Annotated in this window: 13 protein-coding genes; 6 read left to right on the top strand and 7 right to left on the bottom strand. The window is 70.1% G+C overall.

Annotation, left to right across the window (positions count from 1 at the left end; all coding sequences use genetic code 11):
- Positions 1 to 146: 146 nt before the first annotated feature.
- Positions 147 to 1,571 (bottom strand): type I glutamate--ammonia ligase, encoded by a 1,425-nt coding sequence (gene glnA / locus ACPYN4_RS04395; RefSeq protein WP_239280191.1) that lies wholly within the window; start codon positions 1,569 to 1,571, stop codon positions 147 to 149.
- A gap of 178 nt (positions 1,572 to 1,749) precedes the next feature.
- Here glnA and ACPYN4_RS04390 point away from each other — a divergent pair, with 178 nt between their 5' ends.
- On the top strand, positions 1,750 to 2,103 hold the full coding sequence (locus tag ACPYN4_RS04390; RefSeq protein WP_239280190.1) for an RDD family protein: 354 nt from the start codon (positions 1,750 to 1,752) through the stop codon (positions 2,101 to 2,103).
- A 56-nt stretch (positions 2,104 to 2,159) separates the two neighbouring features.
- Here ACPYN4_RS04390 and ACPYN4_RS04385 read toward each other — a convergent pair whose 3' ends face one another.
- On the bottom strand, positions 2,160 to 2,870 hold the full coding sequence (locus tag ACPYN4_RS04385; RefSeq protein ID WP_076690797.1) for a DUF4191 family protein: 711 nt from the start codon (positions 2,868 to 2,870) through the stop codon (positions 2,160 to 2,162).
- A 139-nt stretch (positions 2,871 to 3,009) separates the two neighbouring features.
- Here ACPYN4_RS04385 and ACPYN4_RS04380 point away from each other — a divergent pair, with 139 nt between their 5' ends.
- Positions 3,010 to 4,353: a hypothetical protein gene (locus ACPYN4_RS04380; RefSeq protein ID WP_424445692.1), complete on the top strand. Its 1,344-nt coding sequence runs from the start codon at positions 3,010 to 3,012 to the stop codon at positions 4,351 to 4,353.
- Positions 4,354 to 4,374: 21 nt separating this feature from the next.
- Here ACPYN4_RS04380 and sucB read toward each other — a convergent pair whose 3' ends face one another.
- The 3 genes from sucB to ACPYN4_RS04365 form a co-directional block, all read right to left on the bottom strand.
- Positions 4,375 to 6,177 carry a 2-oxoglutarate dehydrogenase, E2 component, dihydrolipoamide succinyltransferase gene (sucB, locus tag ACPYN4_RS04375; protein ID WP_424445691.1) on the bottom strand — a complete coding sequence of 601 codons (1,803 nt, stop codon included), beginning with the start codon at positions 6,175 to 6,177 and terminating at the stop codon, positions 4,375 to 4,377.
- Between the two features lie 85 nt (positions 6,178 to 6,262).
- Positions 6,263 to 7,642, bottom strand: a complete 1,380-nt coding sequence (gene lpdA / locus ACPYN4_RS04370; RefSeq protein ID WP_424445690.1) for a dihydrolipoyl dehydrogenase — start codon at positions 7,640 to 7,642, stop codon at positions 6,263 to 6,265.
- Positions 7,639 to 9,108: a leucyl aminopeptidase gene (locus tag ACPYN4_RS04365; protein ID WP_424445689.1), complete on the bottom strand. Its 1,470-nt coding sequence runs from the start codon at positions 9,106 to 9,108 to the stop codon at positions 7,639 to 7,641. The genes lpdA and ACPYN4_RS04365 overlap by 4 nt, the downstream gene beginning before the upstream one ends.
- A gap of 105 nt (positions 9,109 to 9,213) precedes the next feature.
- Here ACPYN4_RS04365 and ACPYN4_RS04360 point away from each other — a divergent pair, with 105 nt between their 5' ends.
- The 3 genes from ACPYN4_RS04360 to ACPYN4_RS04350 all read left to right on the top strand — a co-directional run bounded on the left by ACPYN4_RS04360 (position 9,214) and on the right by ACPYN4_RS04350 (position 12,443).
- On the top strand, positions 9,214 to 10,167 hold the full coding sequence (locus ACPYN4_RS04360) for a proteasome assembly chaperone family protein (protein WP_076690802.1): 954 nt from the start codon (positions 9,214 to 9,216) through the stop codon (positions 10,165 to 10,167).
- 210 nt (positions 10,168 to 10,377) lie between these two features.
- Positions 10,378 to 11,745, top strand: coding sequence for an RNA polymerase sigma factor (locus ACPYN4_RS04355; RefSeq protein ID WP_424445688.1), 1,368 nt, complete (start codon positions 10,378 to 10,380; stop codon positions 11,743 to 11,745).
- A complete protein-coding gene (locus ACPYN4_RS04350; RefSeq protein ID WP_076690804.1) occupies positions 11,742 to 12,443 on the top strand; it encodes a coenzyme F420-0:L-glutamate ligase in 702 nt (233 codons plus the stop codon). Before ACPYN4_RS04355 ends, ACPYN4_RS04350 begins: the two co-directional genes overlap by 4 nt.
- On the opposite strand, the gene ACPYN4_RS04345 is transcribed toward ACPYN4_RS04350, so the two are convergent.
- Together ACPYN4_RS04345 and ACPYN4_RS04340 are read right to left on the bottom strand one after the other, a co-directional pair.
- Positions 12,444 to 13,469 (bottom strand): sugar-transfer associated ATP-grasp domain-containing protein, encoded by a 1,026-nt coding sequence (locus ACPYN4_RS04345; RefSeq protein WP_076690805.1) that lies wholly within the window; start codon positions 13,467 to 13,469, stop codon positions 12,444 to 12,446. It lies immediately after the preceding gene.
- 56 nt (positions 13,470 to 13,525) lie between these two features.
- Entirely contained in the window at positions 13,526 to 13,741 is a 216-nt protein-coding gene (locus ACPYN4_RS04340; protein WP_076690806.1) for a DUF7455 domain-containing protein, read from the bottom strand.
- A 193-nt stretch (positions 13,742 to 13,934) separates the two neighbouring features.
- Between ACPYN4_RS04340 and ACPYN4_RS04335 the strand changes: the two genes are divergently transcribed.
- Positions 13,935 to 16,007, top strand: coding sequence for a DNA gyrase/topoisomerase IV subunit B (locus ACPYN4_RS04335; protein WP_424445687.1), 2,073 nt, complete (start codon positions 13,935 to 13,937; stop codon positions 16,005 to 16,007).
- The last annotated feature ends 230 nt before the right edge of the window (positions 16,008 to 16,237 follow it).

The following is a 16,237-nucleotide window of genomic DNA, read 5'->3' as shown; positions in this document are numbered from 1 at the left end:
ACCGGCACAGGAGAAATCACGCGCACAGGACGTGGTGACGTCACCACGTCCTGTCTCGGTGATTTCTCCTGTCTCCGTGAGGCACACACGGCGAAGCCCCGGCATCCGATGCAGGATGCCGGGGCTTCGAACCGTGGGCCGGGTGCTCAGACGCCGAAGTACAGCTCGTACTCGAAGGGGTGCGGGCGCGCCGCGAGCGGCTTGATCTCGTTCTCGATCTTGTACTCGATCCAGGTCTCGATCAACTCGGGCGTGAACACGCCGCCGGCGAGCAGGAACTCGTGGTCGGCGCGGAGGGCCTCCAGGGAGTCCAGCAGCGAGTTCGGCACCTGCGGGATGTTCTTGGCCTCCTCGGGCGGCAGCTCGTAGAGGTCCTTGTCGACCGGCTCGTGCGGCTCGATGCGGTTCTTGATGCCGTCCAGGCCCGCCATCATCTGCGCCGCGAAGGCGAGGTACGGGTTGCCCGAGGCGTCCGGCGCGCGGAACTCGATGCGCTTGGCCTTGGGGTTCGAGCCCGTGATCGGGATGCGGATGGCGGCGGAGCGGTTGCCGGCCGAGTAGACCAGGTTGACCGGCGCCTCGTAGCCCTTGACCAGGCGCTTGTACGAGTTCAGCGTCGGGTTGGTGAAGGCGAGCACCGCCGGGGCGTGCGCGAGCAGACCGCCGATGTACCAGCGGGCGATGTCCGACAGTCCGCCGTAGCCCTTCTCGTCGTAGAAGAGCGGCTTGCCCTCGAGCCACAGCGACTGGTGCGTGTGCATGCCCGAGCCGTTGTCGCCGAAGAGGGGCTTGGGCATGAAGGTCGCGACCTTGCCCCACTGCTCGGCGACGTTCTTGACGATGTACTTGAACTTCAGGATGTCATCGGCCGCGTGCACCATGGTGTCGAAGCGGTAGTTGATCTCCTGCTGACCGCCGGTGCCCACCTCGTGGTGCGCGCGCTCGAGGATGAGACCGGCCTCGATCAGGTGCAGCGAGATGTCGTCGCGGAGGTCGGCCGTCTTGTCGACGGGGGAGACGGGGAAGTAGCCGCCCTTGAAGGGGGTCTTGTTGGCGAGGTTTCCACCCTCTTCGACGCGGCCGGTGTTCCAGGCGCCCTCCTCGGAGTCGACCGAGTAGAACGAGGAGTTCTGCTTCACCTCGTAGCGCACGTCGTCGAAGATGTAGAACTCCGCCTCGGGGGCGAAGAACGCAGTGTCGGCGATGCCGGTGGAGGCGAGGTACTTCTCGGCCTTCTTAGCGACCTGGCGCGGGTCCTTGGCGTAGATCTCGCCGTTGCGCGGGTTGTAGATGTCGAACAGCATGACCAGCGTCTTCGCCTCGCGGAACGGGTCGAGGTATGCGGTGGAGACATCCGGGATGAGCTGCATGTCGGACTCGTGGATGTTCGCGAAGCCGCGGATCGACGAACCGTCGAACAGCTGACCGACCGTGAAGAACTCCTCGTCGACCGTCGAGGCGGGGATGTTGAAGTGCTGCTGCACACCAGGCAGATCCGTGAAACGGATGTCGAGGAACTTGATGTCCTCGTCCTTGATGTACTTGAGCACCTCGGATGAATCTTTGAACATGGAGTCTCCAAGATCGGGTGTGGAACACGCCTGACGGGATCAGGCTCGCCTCGACGCTATCCGGAGCCGGTTGCCCGGCAGTATCACCCATGTTTCGGGGATGTTACGGCGGCCCGGATAGGCTGATTCGGTGACGGCGGACCCTCTCGACAATAGCTATCCCGGCGAGCGTCTGGGGATGCCGGCTGTCGGATCCGGCAGCGTCGCGCGGCCCGGCCGCCGCATCGCGGCGCTGGCGATCGACTGGGCCGCGGCCGTGCTCATCTCCATCGCGTTCTTCGCCTACGACTCGTTCGCCACGCTCGTCGTGTTCGCCGCCGTGCAGATCCTGTTTCTGCCGACGCTCGGCGGCAGCCCGGGGCACCGCCTCGTCGGGCTGCGCCTGCAGCTGGTCGGCGGGGGATGGGTGGGGCTGTGGCGCCCGATCGTGCGCACCGCGCTGCTGGTGCTCGTCATCCCCGCCGTCATCTGGGACGCCGATCAGCGCGGCCTCCACGACAAGGCCGCCGGAACGGTGCTCGTCCGCAGCTGAGCGGATGCGGGGGACTCCGGCAGCGGATGCGGGGACCCGGCAGCGGATGCGGGGGATTACCGCGGGCGCGGGGCGCGGGCGCGCAGCGGGTCGATCCCCTTCGGGATCGGCAACGAGGTCACCGACTGGGACACCGAATCGACACGCTTCACGACGGCGGCCATCGTGGTGCGGTCCACCTTCTTGGGGAGCGCCTTGATGGTGGCGGAGAGCTTGGAGATCGGCACGTCGCCCTCGCCATGCCCGATGTAGAGCACGGTGATGGGCACGCCCGACGCGACGCGCTGCACCTTCATCTTCTCGTCGTTGATGAGGCGGGTCAGGCGCCCGCGGGCCCCCTCGCCCACGACGACGACACCCCCGCGACCGATGACGCGGTAGACGGCGTCCTGCGACTTCGGGTTCACCCCGACCGGCATGTCCGAGGCGACCCAGTTGCGGCCGAGCGACGTCGAGAGCACGTGTCCCGCGGCGCCGGGCACGCCATCGAGCTTGATGTACATCGCGCGTGTCGACAGGCGCGTGAGCAGGATCATCGCGCCCAGCAGACCGAACATCAGACCCGTGACGCCCCACAGGATGATGCTCCACACCGCGACCGGCGGAATGAGGAACCCGACGAGCACGCCGATGCCGATGCCGACGACCAGCACGGCGATGAGCACCCACGGCAGCCAGCCGAACTCGGCCTTCGTGAAGGTGAACAGGGAACGAAGCTGCGAGAAGAAGCCGGGACGCTTCTCGGTGGCGGGACCGCGGGAGGACATGGCATCCAGCCTACCGGCGTACGCGCGGCGCCATGCGTCGGCATCCATCGCCTCCTGCACAACCGACCGGTCGGCGGGACTGTCCACAGATCGGGGGATCGACGCACCGTGCCGCGCTCCGGGGCGCCACACTCGGGGCATGACCCCGCTCCCGCTGCTCGACCCGCCGCCCGCACTGCGCCGGCTGCGCGCCGACGAGGCGCCGTACCCCGGAACGCTGCGCGCCGACGACCCGCCGTCCGTCTGGGTGGAGATCGGGGACCTTCCCGAGGAGATCTGGCGCGCCGAGCCGGACGGGCACGTGCTCGCGCCACGCGACATCGCGCGGACCGCGGACGGCCACGTCGCGATCCTGCCGCACTGCGTCGAGACCCTCGCCCGCCGCCTGGACGAGCGGAGCCTGTCGGCGGGCGAAGTCGTCACCGTCGCGGTCAGCCTGCTGCGGGGAGCCGTGCAGGCGCGCGCTCTCGCGATCGACGCGGGGCGGTGGTGGGTGGATGCCGAGGGCAGACCCGTTCTCGCCGCGGGCGGCCACGGCGGCTGGCTCGACGACACGGTCGCGCTTCTGGAGCGCATGGCGGCGTCGTCGTCCGGACCGTTGCGGCGGGCCGTCGACGCCACGAGCGCCGCGCTCTGCGCGGCCGAGCTCACACCGAGGGACGCCGAGGCCTGCGAAGACGGACTCTTCGACGCCGCCGACCCCGCCCCGCTCGCCGTGCGCACGCCGCTGCGCGGTCCCGGTGCGCTGAGCGTCGCGACCGTCGAACCTGCCCCGTTGCGGGCGGCGACGCTGCGACGAGACACGTCCGAGGCGCACGAGGCCGCCGCTTCGTGGCTCGCGAGGTTCACCGGCGATGACGTCGCGGAGCGGGTGGGCGCCGGCATCCGCACGCTCACGGCGCTCCCCGGCCACGTCGCGAGGTCGGTGGCGCACCGGCGGACGACCGTGAAGGAGCGCCGCCCCCGCACACCGACCCGAGCGGATGTGGCGACGGACGCCGCGGCGCGACCGCCTCGGCGGCGGGCTCCGCTGCTGGTCGCTGCGGCGGTGGGAGCCGTCGTCGTCGCGGGCGGGATGGCGTGGCCGCAGGAAGAGTCGCCGGCCGAGGCGGTGATCGGCCCCGGCACTCCGGCATCCGCCACGCCCACAGGGGTCCCGGCCGCGACGGCCGAAACGCCGGCGGCGGAGTCTGCGCCCAGCGGCGCCGCGGACCCCGTCGCCGACGTTCTGACCGCCCTCTCCGCCTGCGCAGAGAATCCCTCGTCCGCCTGCCCGATCCTGGAGGATCCCGCGGCCGAGGTCCCCGTCGGCGTCGTCAGCGACGGCACCGCCGACCGCACCGTCACACTCCTCGACGAGTACGGCGGCGTCGCGGTCTACCGGGTGGACGGCCCCGGCCGCCCCTCACAGGTGCTCGTCATCGTCTCCGTGAACGGGCAAGGGCTGGTCCGCGACGTCTATGACGTCGCAGACCAGCCCTGAGACCGGGTGGGCCGGTGAGGCTCAGATGCCGAGGTTGCCCTCGAAGTCAGCCGTCTCCAGGCGCCACTTCACCGCACCCAGGAATCGAGCCGCGTCCGCCCCGTCGACGATGCGGTGATCGTACGACAGCGCCAGGTACACGTAGGAGCGGATGCCGATGGCTTCCACACCGTCGACCTTCACCACGCCCGGCTCCTTGACGACCGCGCCGGTGCCGAGGATCGCCGACTGGGGCAGGAAGACCACCGGCGTGTCGAAGAGGGCACCGCGCGAACCGGTGTTGGTCACCGTGAAGGTGCCGCCGGCGAGCTCGTCGGGCTTCAGCTTGTTGTCGCGCGTCCGCGCGGCGAGGTCGGCGATCTCGGTGGAGATGTCGGCCAGCGTCTTGCCGCCCGCGTCGCGCAGCACCGGCGTCAGCAGACCGCGCTCGGTGTCCACGGCGATGGAGATGTTCTCCGTCGGCGGGTAGACGATGTCCGTGCCGTTGACGGTCGCGTTGATGACGGGGTGGGCCTGCAGGGCCTCGGCGGCGGCAAGGACGAAGAACGGCAGGAACGAGAGCTTGCCACCGGTCTTGGCGACGAAGTCCGCCTGGACGGCACTGCGGTAGGCGGCGACCTTCGTGACGTCGACCTTCACCACCGTCGTCAACTGCGCGGTCTGCTGCATCGACGCGACGGCCCGCTCGGCGAGCACCTTGCGCAGGCGCGACATCGGCTGCGTGGTGCCGCGCAGCGGGGACACCTCGACCGGTGTCGGTGCGGCGGCGGCCGGTGCGGCCGCGGGCGTCGCGCCACCCTGCGCCGCCTCGGCGGCCTTCAGGACGTCTTCCTTGCGGATGCGCCCACCGACGCCGGTGCCCGTGACCGACGCGAGGTCGACGCCCTGCTGCTGAGCGAGGCGCCGCACGAGCGGAGTCACGTAGGTCGTGACGTCGTCATCTGCCGCAGCCGCGGCGGGAGCCTCCGCCGCCGGGGCAGGCGCTGCGGCCGGGGCCGGAGCAGCGGCCGGAGCCGGAGCGGGAGTGGGGGCAGGCGCCTCAGCAGCGGCAGGAGCCTCCGCGGGAGCAGGCGCCTCAGCAGCCGCAGGAGCCTCAGCGGGAGCGGGCGCCTCAGCGGGAGCGGGCGCCTCCGCCGCCGGGGCCGGAGCGGCGGGCGCCGCCGCGGCGGGAGCGCCCGAGCCGATGCGAGCCAGGGTCGCACCGACGGCGACGGTCTCGTCCTCGGCCACCAGGATCTCCTGGAGCGTGCCGGCGACGGGCGAGGGGATCTCGGTGTCGACCTTGTCGGTGGAGATCTCCAGCAGCGGCTCGTCGACGGCGACGTCGTCGCCGACCTGCTTGAGCCAGCGGGTGACCGTTCCCTCGGTGACGCTCTCACCGAGTTCGGGGAGCACGACGTCCTTGGCATCGCCGGAGGCAGCCGGCACGGCATCCTGAGCCGGAGCGGCTTCCTGAGCCGGCGCCGCGGGGGCCTCGGCCGGAGCGGCCTCCTGAGCCGGGGCCGCCTCCTGCGTCGGAGCGGCGGGGGCCTCGGCGGGCGCGGCCTGCTCCGCGGCGGGAGCCTCGTCGCCCGTGGGCTGGCCCGATCCGTCGCCGATCTTGGCGAGGACGGCGCCGACCTCGACGGTCTCGTCCTCCTGGACGAGGATCTCTTCGATGACGCCGCTGACGGGGGAGGGGATCTCCGTGTCGACCTTGTCGGTCGAGATCTCGAGCAGGCCCTCGTCGGCCTGGATCGTGTCACCGACCTTCTTGAGCCAGCGGGTGACCGTTCCCTCGGTGACGCTCTCGCCGAGCGCGGGGAGGACCACGGATGTGCTCATGACTGTGTCTCCTTCAGAAGTTCGATGTCCTGATCTAGCTTAGTGACCCTCCGGACCGCCGGTGGCGGCACGCGGAGCGCACGGCTCACAGCGCGTGCAGCGGCTTGCCCGCCAGCGCCAGGAACGCCTCGCCGAGCGCCTCGCTCTGCGTCGGGTGGGCGTGCAGCAGCGGCGCGATGTCCTCCGGGTGCGCTTCCCAGGCGACCGCCAACTGCCCCTCGGTGATCAACTCGCCGACCCGATCGCCCACGAGATGGACGCCGAGCACCGGCCCGTCCGCGACGCGGACGACCTTCACGATGCCGGACGTGCCGATGATCTCGCTGCGACCGTTGCCGGCGAGGTTGTACTCGTACGCGACGACGGCGTCGCCGTGCTCTGCGCGGGCCGCCTGCTCGGTCACGCCGACCGAGGCGACCTCGGGGTGCGAATACGTGATGCGCGGGATCGTGTGCTCGGCCACCGCCACCGGGTTCAATCCGGCGATCTCCTCCGCGACGAAAATGCCCTGCTGGAATCCGCGATGCGCGAGCTGGAGGCCGGGGACGATGTCGCCGGCGGCCCAGACGTGCGGCACGCTGGTCTGCAGCCGGGCGTTCACGGTGACGAAGCCGCGGTCGAGGGCGATGCCCGCTTCCTCGAACCCCATTCCGGCGGTCGCGGGACCGCGTCCGACCGCGACCATCAGGTAGTCCGCCGACAGCTGTCCACCGTCTTCCAGCGTGACCGTGACCCCGGCATCCGTCTGCGACACCGAGGCGAACCGTGCGCCGAGCCGCGCCGTGATGCCGCGCTTGCGGAAGGCGCGTTCGAGCGCCTTGCTGGCGGCCACATCCTCCACGGGCACGAGGTGGTCGAGGGCTTCGAGGATCGTGACCTCGGCGCCCAGCGAGCGCCACGCGCTGGCGAACTCGACGCCGATGACCCCGCCGCCGAGCACGATGACGGATGCCGGGACCTCCCGCAACGCGAGGGCCTGCTCGCTGCCGATGACGCGACCGGCGAGCTCGAGGCCCGGCAGGGTGCGGGTGTACGAGCCGGTCGCGAGCAGGACGTCCGCGCCGCGGTACCGGTCGTCTCCGACGGCGACCGCCGGCCCGTCGGCGTCGACGACAAGCCGGCCGACACCGGCGACGACCGTGATGCCGCGAGCCCGGACGAGGCCTTCGAGACCCGCGAACTTCTTCGCGACGATCCGCTCTCGGAACGCGGCGACCGCCTCGGCGTCGACCCCCTCGAGCGTCGCGCCGATGCCCACCGACGCCGCCGCGCGCACCTGATCGGCGACCTCCGCGGAGTGCAGGAGTGCCTTCGTCGGAATGCACCCGCGATGCAGGCACGTGCCGCCCAGCCGATCCTGCTCGACGAGCACGACGAAGCGCCCGAGCTCGGCTGCGCGCAGTGCCGCGGCATAGCCGGCGGACCCGCCGCCCAGGATCACGAGGTCGCTGACATGGTCGGTCATCGCGCGTCTCCTTCGACGAAAGCGAGCAGCGACCGGACGGCCGCCGCGGTGGGTCCCTTGTCGTTCGCACCGGCGGCCGCCTTCGCGGTCCCGCTCCCGGCGATGTCGAGATGCACCCAGGGGATGCGGGGAGCGTCGGCGTCGTCGGAGACGCGACCGACGAACCGCTGCAGGAACAGGCCCGCGAACAGCGCGCCGCCGGTGGGGTCGCCGATCTTCGCGTTCTGCAGGTCGGCGATGGGCGACTCCAGCTCCTCCGCCATGTGTGCGGGCAGGGGCAGCGGCCAGGCGAGCTCGCCGGCCTCATCCGCGGCGGCGAGGTACTCGGCGACGGCCTCCTCGTCGCCCATGACGCCGGTGTGCCGCGAACCGAGCGCGACCGAGATCGCACCGGTGAGCGTGGCGACGTCGATGATGACGTCGGGCTGGGTGCGGCTCGCGGCGACCAGTCCGTCGGCGAGCACCAGCCGGCCCTCCGCGTCGGTGTTGAGCACCTCGACGCTCGTGCCGTCCAGCATCCGCAGCACGTCGCCGGGGCGGATCGCGCGACCGGAGGGCATGTTGTCCGCGAGGCACATCCAGCCCGTCACCCGGACGGGCAGCGCGCGCTCGGCGGCGGCGCGGACGACGGCGAGCACGGTCGCCGCGCCGCACATGTCGTACTTCATACCGACCATGCTGGCCGCGGGCTTGAGCGAGAGGCCGCCGGTGTCGAACGTGATGCCCTTGCCGACGAGCGCGACGTGACGCCGGGCGCCGTCGGGGGCGTAGTCGAGGCGGACGAGACGCGGCGGCCGGTCGGATCCCTGTCCCACGCCGAGGATGCCGCCGTATCCGCCCTCGGCGAGCTCGCGCTCGTCGAGCACCGTCACGGTGATGGGCAGTTCGGCGACCGCCGCGGTGGCCGCGTCGGCGACGTCCTGGGGTCCCAGCCATTCGGCGGGGGTGTTGACGAGGTCCTTGACGAGCGCCGTGGCCGCCCCGATCGTGCGGGCACGATCCAGTTCGTCGGCCGCGTCCTCGGCGTGCAGAACGACGCGGGAGGCGCGCGCCGGTCCCGGCGCGGTCTTGTAGCCGTCGAAGCGGTAGCCGCCGATGACGGCCCCCTCGGCGAGGGCGCGCGCGGCACCGGCGGTGCCGGCGACGGCCGGGGCGCCGATGGCGACGACGTCGAACCCAGTGGTGGTCCGCACGGCGGCGCCCACGGCGTCGCGGAGCGTCGCGGCATCCGGGTCACTGCCCGTCCCCACGACGACAAGCGGCGTGCCGGTCGCGTCCGGGGCGTACGCGCGCACGGTCGCGCCGGCGGCACCCGTGAACCCGACCGCCTCCAGAGCGGCCTGCAGTCCCGGCCAGTCCGCGAGGATGTCTCCGGCGTCGGCGAGCGGCGGGAGCGCGAGGATCAGCGCATCGGCTTCGGCCTCGCGCAGGGGAACAGGGGAGTGCGACAGCTCGGGGAACGCCATGCGTCCCATCCTACGGACGCGCCCCCGGCGGCCCCCGGAGACCGCGGCTGTTCGCTGTCAGCGCGACCCGGCGCCGGCGTCGCCGCGGGCTCGTACAGTTGATCCATGCCCTTGAGCGGTCCCCTGTACGAACGTGTCGCGTCGGCACCGCCGGTTCCGGCCGGTCTGCCGATGGTGGTCGTGCTTACCGGTTTCACGGATGCCGGCGGTGCCGTGTCGCAGATGATCGAACTGTTCCGGGAGGACCTGTCGCCTTCGCCGGTGGTGTCCTTCTCGGCGGACGTGCTCCTCGATTACCGTGCCCGCCGGCCCGTCATCACCTTCGACGCCGACCATCTCACCGACTACCGTCCGCCGCGGCTGGAGCTCTCCCTCGTGCACGATGCGATCGGCCAGCCCTTCGTGCTGCTGGCCGGCTTCGAGCCGGACTTCGCGTGGGATGCCTTCACCGAGACCGTCGTCGGCCTCGCGGAGGGGCTTGAGGTCGCCACCGTGACATGGGTGCACGCCATTCCCATGCCGGTCCCGCACACCCGCCCCATCGGCACGACCGTCAGCGGCACGCGCAGCGAACTGACGCAGGCGCACTCGGTGTGGCAGCCGCACACGCAGGTCCCCGCGACGGTCGGTCATCTGCTCGAGCACCGATTCGCGCAGAGTGGAGCGGCCGTCTCGGGGTTCGTGCTCCTGGTGCCGCACTACCTCGCCGACACGGACTATCCGGCGGCCGCCCTGGCGGGCCTGGACAGCCTGTCCGTCGCCACCGGTCTCGTCTTCGATGCCGACGGCGTGCGCGAGGAGAATCGGGAGTATCTGGCCAAGGTCGACGACCAGGTCGAGGGCAACGCCGAGCTGACCGCGATGCTGCGCACGCTCGAGGAACGGTACGACTCCTATATGGCCGGCTCCAATCTGGGGCAGCCGATCATCCACACCGGCGACCTGCCGAGCGCCGACGAGCTCGCGGCCGAGCTCGAGCGCTTCCTCGCCGATCGTCGTCCCGACGACGACCGCCGCAGCGACGACAAGCGCGGGGACGACAAGTGGGGCCGCCGCTGACGGAATGCCCGGTGGCTCCGCGGCGTTGGATCTTCAGACGGTCCGACGCACGGAGCTATTGCGCATGGTCGGGACCATCATGTATGCGACAATGGACGTCCGACCCGTTGTCAGCACCAGGAGATCCCCCTCGCGGGAGACTCTGGGGACTTGACAAGGGTCTTACTCCTGTCCGAAAACCCGGCGGCTCCCGCCGGTGAAAGGCAAGACGTGACCTCAGGCACGAAGACCACCCGCACTCGCAAGGTCGACGAGACCGAAGCTGCGGAGCCCGCCACGGAACAGGCGACGGTGAAGCCCGCCACGGGTGCCAAGACGGCACGCACCGCGGCGAAGGCACCCGCGAAGGCCAAGGCTCCGGCCAAGGCGAAGGCAGCCCCCAAGAAGGCTTCCAAGGCCACGGCGTCCGACGAGGACGACGAGGAGATCGACGACGACGTCGAACTCGATGAGACCGACATCGACGCGGACGACCGCGACGACGCCGAGGAGACCCCCGCCGCCGCGAAGGGCGCGAAGAAGGCCGACGCCGAAGAGGACGACGACGAGGACGAGGAGGGCACGACCAAGCCCGCCTTCACCGAACCGCTGCCCACTGGCGCGATCGTCATCTCCTCGAGCGACGAGGACGACGTCCCGGTGTACTCGACGCAGATCACCGGTGCGACGGCAGACCCCGTCAAGGACTACCTCAAGCAGATCGGCAAGGTGCCGCTGCTGAACGCGGCCGAAGAGGTCGAGCTCGCGATGCGTATCGAGGCGGGCCTGTTCGCCGAGGAGAAGCTGTCGCACATGTCGGCGGCGGAGAAGTCCTCGCAGCTGGGACTAGACCTGCAGTGGGTCGCCCGCGACGGCCAGCGCGCCAAGAGCCATCTGCTCGGCGCGAACCTCCGCCTCGTGGTCTCCCTCGCCAAGCGCTACACCGGCCGCGGAATGCAGTTCCTGGACCTCATCCAGGAGGGCAACCTCGGTCTCATCCGCGCGGTCGAGAAGTTCGACTACACCAAGGGCTTCAAGTTCTCGACGTACGCGACGTGGTGGATCCGTCAGGCGATCACCCGCGCCATGGCCGACCAGGCGCGCACCATCCGCATCCCCGTTCATATGGTCGAGGTCATCAACAAGCTCGCCCGCGTGCAGCGTCAGATGCTGCAGGACCTGGGCCGCGAGCCCACGCCCGAAGAGCTCTCCCGCGAACTCGACATGACCCCGGAGAAGGTCATCGAGGTGCAGAAGTACGGCCGCGAGCCGATCTCCCTGCACACGCCCCTCGGCGAGGACGGCGACAGCGAGTTCGGCGACCTCATCGAGGATACCGAGGCCGTCGTCCCGGCCGACGCGGTCGGCTTCACCATGCTGCAGCGTCAGCTCGAATCCCTCCTCGACTCGCTCAGCGAGCGTGAGGCGGGCGTCATCCGCATGCGCTTCGGTCTCGGCGACGGCCAGCCGAAGACCCTCGACCAGATCGGCGACACGTTCGGCGTCACGCGCGAGCGCATCCGCCAGATCGAGTCGAAGACGATGGCCAAGCTTCGTCACCCGTCGCGGTCGCAGTCGCTGCGGGACTACCTCGAATGAGCGCGGACGTCCCGAACGACGGCAAGGCCCTCACGGTCACCGTCGACGGGGCGACGTTCGCGCGGATCCCGATCCGCACGCGCGTCGTCCTGCCCGGTGACCAGCTCGATCCGTTCATCACGGAGTACGCCGGACCGGTCGTCCGCGACGGCGACATCCTGTTCGTGACGGAGAAGATCGTCGCGATCACCCAGGGACGCTCCTACACGCTCGACGAGATCCAGCCGCGCGCGCTCGCGCGCTTCCTCTCGAAGTACGTCACGCGTACGTCCTACGGCATCGGCCTCGGCATGCCCGAGACCATGGAGATGGCGCTGCGCGAGTGCGGGACGCCCCGCATCCTGTTCGCCGCGGCCGTCAGCGCCGTGACGAAGCTGTTCGGACGCCGCGGCGACTTCTACCGGATCGCGGGCGACAAGGCCCGCGCCATCGACGGGCCGACGAGCGGCACGATCCCTCCCTACAACAAGGCGGTCGTGCTGGGGCCGGAGCGTCCGACCGAGGTCGCCGCCCACCTGAAGACACTCCTGGGCGTCGACGCCGAGGTCGCGGTCGTCGACATCAACGACATCGGCGGCAACATCCTCGGGTCGACCCTCGACAAGCCGGGGGAGCAGCGTCTGGTCCGCATCCTGAGCGACAACCCGCTCGGGCAGGGACACCAGTCCACGCCGCTCGGCGTCATCCGCGCGGCGTAGTCAGAACCCCATCGCCGCGCGGTAGCGCGGCAGGTGCCCGTGCCGGATGCCGGTGGCGCTGGGCTTGTTCTCGAACACGCCGGCGCCCCAGTTGCCCTCGACGAGCACGGGGCCGGATGCCGTGGCGACGATGTCCCAGCCGACGTAGCGCACCTGCGGCACGACGAGCGCGACCTCCGTGATGAGCGCGCGCACCGCGTCCATATCAGGCAACTGGAAATCAGCGATGCGCGCGCCCGTGTCGGGGTGCGCCTCGTACACCTCGCCGTGGATGTCGTAGCCCATCCCCATCGCGCGGCCGTCCTCGTGCAGCGCCGTGTAGAAGCCGCCGAACGAGCCTTGGTCACTCACCTGGCCGCGACCGAACTTCTGCGCCATGTTGATGATCTCGACCGTGCCGTCGTCGGTCACGAAGGTGGTGACGCGGGTCGTGTTCGCCGTGCCCGGCGCGATCGCCTCGAGGACCGGATGCTGGACGATCGCCTCCTCGACGAGCACCTGTCCCTTGCGGACGAGCTCGGCGTGGAATGCCTCCCAGTCGGTCACCTCGGCGGCGTAGTAGCGACTGACGCCGAAGCCCGATTTGCTGACCGGCTCCTTGCCGATGAGCACCGGATGCCGCTCGGCGAAGGCACGCAACTCACCGGCATCCGCCGTCTCGAGATCGAGCCACTCGCGGCCGAGGAAACGGTCGAAGAGCCGGTTGAACTCGGTCTTGTGGTGGAAGTGATGCACGAATGCCGGATCGTCGTACTTCTTGGACAGTTCCAGCGCGAGGGGACTGGTGACCCAGGTGGCGCGCTCGGCGCGGCTGAGGATCGCGAAGTCGAACTCGAGGTAGTCGTTGAATCCGACGCGGTGGCGCGCCGCCGACCACAGCATGTCGGTGAGGACGAGCGGGTAGCTCTTGCCGTGAATCCGCGCCGTCTTGCGTGCGCGCTCGGTGACGGAGGCGACGTCGAAGCCGCGGGCTCGCTGCCAGAGGAAGCGGAGGCGATCGGTGACAGCGAGGCCGCGCGAAGACATGGGGCGTCCTTCCGGACCGAGGGGAGACGAAACCCCTCCAGTCTAGGAGAGCCCGGTCAGCGGGCTTCGGCCAGACGTGCCGTCTCGTCGTGCCACGAGGTCGCGACCTCGCGCAGCTTCTCCTCGTACTTGCGGCCGTGGTGAGCGCAGAACAGCAGCTCGCTGCCGTTGACCTCGGCGGCGATGTACGCCTGCGCACCGCACGAGTCGCACCGATCGGTGGCGGTCAGGCGGTACTCGAGGACGGGCTCTGCAGTGGTCGACATGCTCATTTCAGGTTCCTCCTCGATGCGTCGGCTGTGGTGCGGGTCCTTCACATACAACCACGCGGAAGCCGGGGGAATGCCGCGATCCGGTCACATTTCGCTGTGCGCGTACGATGACGGAGGCTCGGGAATACCGAGCTGAGGACGACCGCGTGTGTCGACGCCGCGACGTCGCAGGCCCGGCATACGCTTGGAGATTGTGACCGCCGAGTATTCCGCCCATCACCTCCAGGTGCTCGAAGGACTCGAGGCCGTCCGCAAGCGGCCCGGCATGTACATCGGGTCCACGGACTCCCGCGGCCTCATGCACTGCGTGTGGGAGATCATCGACAACTCGGTCGACGAGGCCCTCGCCGGGTTCGGCAGTCGCATCGACATCGTGCTCCACGCCGACGGCAGTGTCGAGGTGCGCGACCGCGCCCGGGGCATTCCCGTCGACGTCGAGCCGCGGACGGGCCTGACCGGAGTCGAGGTCGTCTTCACGAAGCTGCACGCCGGCGGCAAGTTCGGCGGCGGCTCGTACGCCGCGTCCGGGGGACTCCACGGCGTCGGCGCCTCGGTCGTCAACGCCCTGTCGGAGCGCTTGGACGTCGAGGTCGACCGCGGCGGAAAGACGTATGCGATGTCGTTCCACCGCGGCGAGCCGGGCGAGTTCGCCGGGCCCAGCCCCGACTCGCCCTTCACCCCCTTCGAGCGCTCGTCTCAGCTGCGCGTGGTCGGCAAGGCTCCGAAGGGCGTCACGGGCACCCGCATCCGATACTGGGCCGATCGGCAGATCTTCACGAAGGATGCCGCCTTCCATCTCGACGAGCTCGAGCAGCGCGCCCGCCAGACAGCGTTCCTCATCCCGGGCCTGGAGATCGCGATCTCCGACGAGCGCGGTGAGGAGCCGAGCGCCACCAGCTACCGGTTCGACGGCGGCATCTCGGAGTTCGCCGACTTCCTCGCGCCCGATGCCGCGATCACCGACACGTGGCGCCTCACCGGCACCGGGACCTTCACCGAGACCGTCCCGGTGCTCCAGCCCGGTGGCGCGATGGTGCCCACCGACGTCGAGCGCGAGTGCGCCGTCGACATCGCCCTGCGCTGGGGTACCGGCTACGAGACCGTCAGCCGGTCGTTCGTCAACATCATCGCGACCCCCAAGGGCGGCACCCACCAGGCCGGCTTCGAGCAGGGTCTCATGAAGGTGCTGCGCAGCCAGGTGGAGCAGAACGCGCGCCGGCTCAAGGTCGGTGCGGGCGAGAAGCTCGAGAAGGACGACATCATGGCGGGGCTCAGCGCCGTGCTGACGGTGCGACTGCCCGAACCGCAGTTCGAAGGGCAGACGAAGGAGATCCTCGGCACGCCCGCGGTGCGCAACATCGTCGCCGCGGTCGTGGCGAAGGAGCTCGGCGCGCGGTTCTCGTCGACCAAGCGTGACGACAAGTCACAGACCGCACTGCTGCTCGACAAGGTCGTCTCGGAGATGAAGGCGCGCATCTCCGCCCGCACGCACAAGGAGACCCAGCGTCGCAAGAACGCGCTGGAGTCCTCGTCGCTGCCGGTCAAGCTCGCCGACTGCCGCACGAACGACGTCGAGCAGTCGGAGCTGTTCATCGTCGAGGGGGACTCCGCTCTGGGCACCGCGAAGCTCGCCCGCAACAGCGAGTATCAGGCGCTGCTGCCGATCCGCGGCAAGATCCTCAACGTCCAGAAGGCGTCGATCAGCGACATGCTGGGCAATGCCGAGTGCGCGGCGATCATCCAGACGATCGGCGCCGGCTCCGGCCGCAGCTTCGACCTCGACGCCGCGCGCTACGGCAAGATCATCCTGATGAGCGACGCCGACGTCGACGGCGCCCACATCCGCACCCTGCTGCTGACGCTCTTCTTCCGATACATGCGCCCGCTCATCGAAGCCGGACGCGTGTACGCGGCCGTCCCGCCGCTGCATCGCGTCATCGTCGTGAATCCGGGGTCGAAACCGAACGAGACCATCTACACCTACTCGGAGCAGGAACTGCACGCGCTGCTGGCGAAGGTGCAGAAGTCGGGGCGCCGCTGGCAGGAGCCGGTGCAGCGCTACAAGGGGCTCGGCGAGATGGATGCCGACCAACTCGCCGAGACGACGATGGACCGGTCAGGACGCTTGCTCCGCCGCGTGCGGGTGCAGGATGCGGAGGCGGTGTCGGGTGTGTTCGAACTGCTCATGGGCAGCGACGTCGCACCGCGCCGGGACTTCATCGTCACCTCCAGCGATCGCCTGGACCGCGAGTCGATCGATGCGTGAGCCGCGCGGCGACGCGTAACAGGCCAAGAAATGCGCGGGGCCCGAAACCGATCTGGGGGGATTCGATTTCGGGCCATCGCCGCGGCATCGCACGCATGATCTCCGGATGACGACGGCGCGCGATGGCGGCCTTCGTCCCCGAAATCACGGAGATCGTGCGTCGTGCTCAGAGAAGAACCGACTGGGGACCAGTTCTTCGGCTGCACCCAGCGTATGCGGGAGATGGGCGC

It is taken from the genome of Microbacterium sp. CH-015, from assembly GCF_049707015.1.
Taxonomy (GTDB): Bacteria; Actinomycetota; Actinomycetes; order Actinomycetales; family Microbacteriaceae; genus Microbacterium; species Microbacterium aurum.
Note: the sequence above shows the minus strand (reverse complement) of the source record. Positions and strands in the feature narration are given on the sequence as shown.

Coding starts and splice junctions, on each gene's coding strand:
- glnA (WP_239280191.1), bottom strand. CDS start 1,571: ATGTTCAAAGATTCATCCGAGGTGCTCAAGTACATCAAGGACGAGGAC.
- ACPYN4_RS04390 (WP_239280190.1), top strand. CDS start 1,750: ATGCCGGCTGTCGGATCCGGCAGCGTCGCGCGGCCCGGCCGCCGCATC.
- ACPYN4_RS04385 (WP_076690797.1), bottom strand. CDS start 2,870: ATGTCCTCCCGCGGTCCCGCCACCGAGAAGCGTCCCGGCTTCTTCTCG.
- ACPYN4_RS04380 (WP_424445692.1), top strand. CDS start 3,010: ATGACCCCGCTCCCGCTGCTCGACCCGCCGCCCGCACTGCGCCGGCTG.
- sucB (WP_424445691.1), bottom strand. CDS start 6,177: ATGAGCACATCCGTGGTCCTCCCCGCGCTCGGCGAGAGCGTCACCGAG.
- lpdA (WP_424445690.1), bottom strand. CDS start 7,642: ATGACCGACCATGTCAGCGACCTCGTGATCCTGGGCGGCGGGTCCGCC.
- ACPYN4_RS04365 (WP_424445689.1), bottom strand. CDS start 9,108: ATGGCGTTCCCCGAGCTGTCGCACTCCCCTGTTCCCCTGCGCGAGGCC.
- ACPYN4_RS04360 (WP_076690802.1), top strand. CDS start 9,214: ATGCCCTTGAGCGGTCCCCTGTACGAACGTGTCGCGTCGGCACCGCCG.
- ACPYN4_RS04350 (WP_076690804.1), top strand. CDS start 11,742: ATGAGCGCGGACGTCCCGAACGACGGCAAGGCCCTCACGGTCACCGTC.
- ACPYN4_RS04345 (WP_076690805.1), bottom strand. CDS start 13,469: ATGTCTTCGCGCGGCCTCGCTGTCACCGATCGCCTCCGCTTCCTCTGG.
- ACPYN4_RS04340 (WP_076690806.1), bottom strand. CDS start 13,741: ATGAGCATGTCGACCACTGCAGAGCCCGTCCTCGAGTACCGCCTGACC.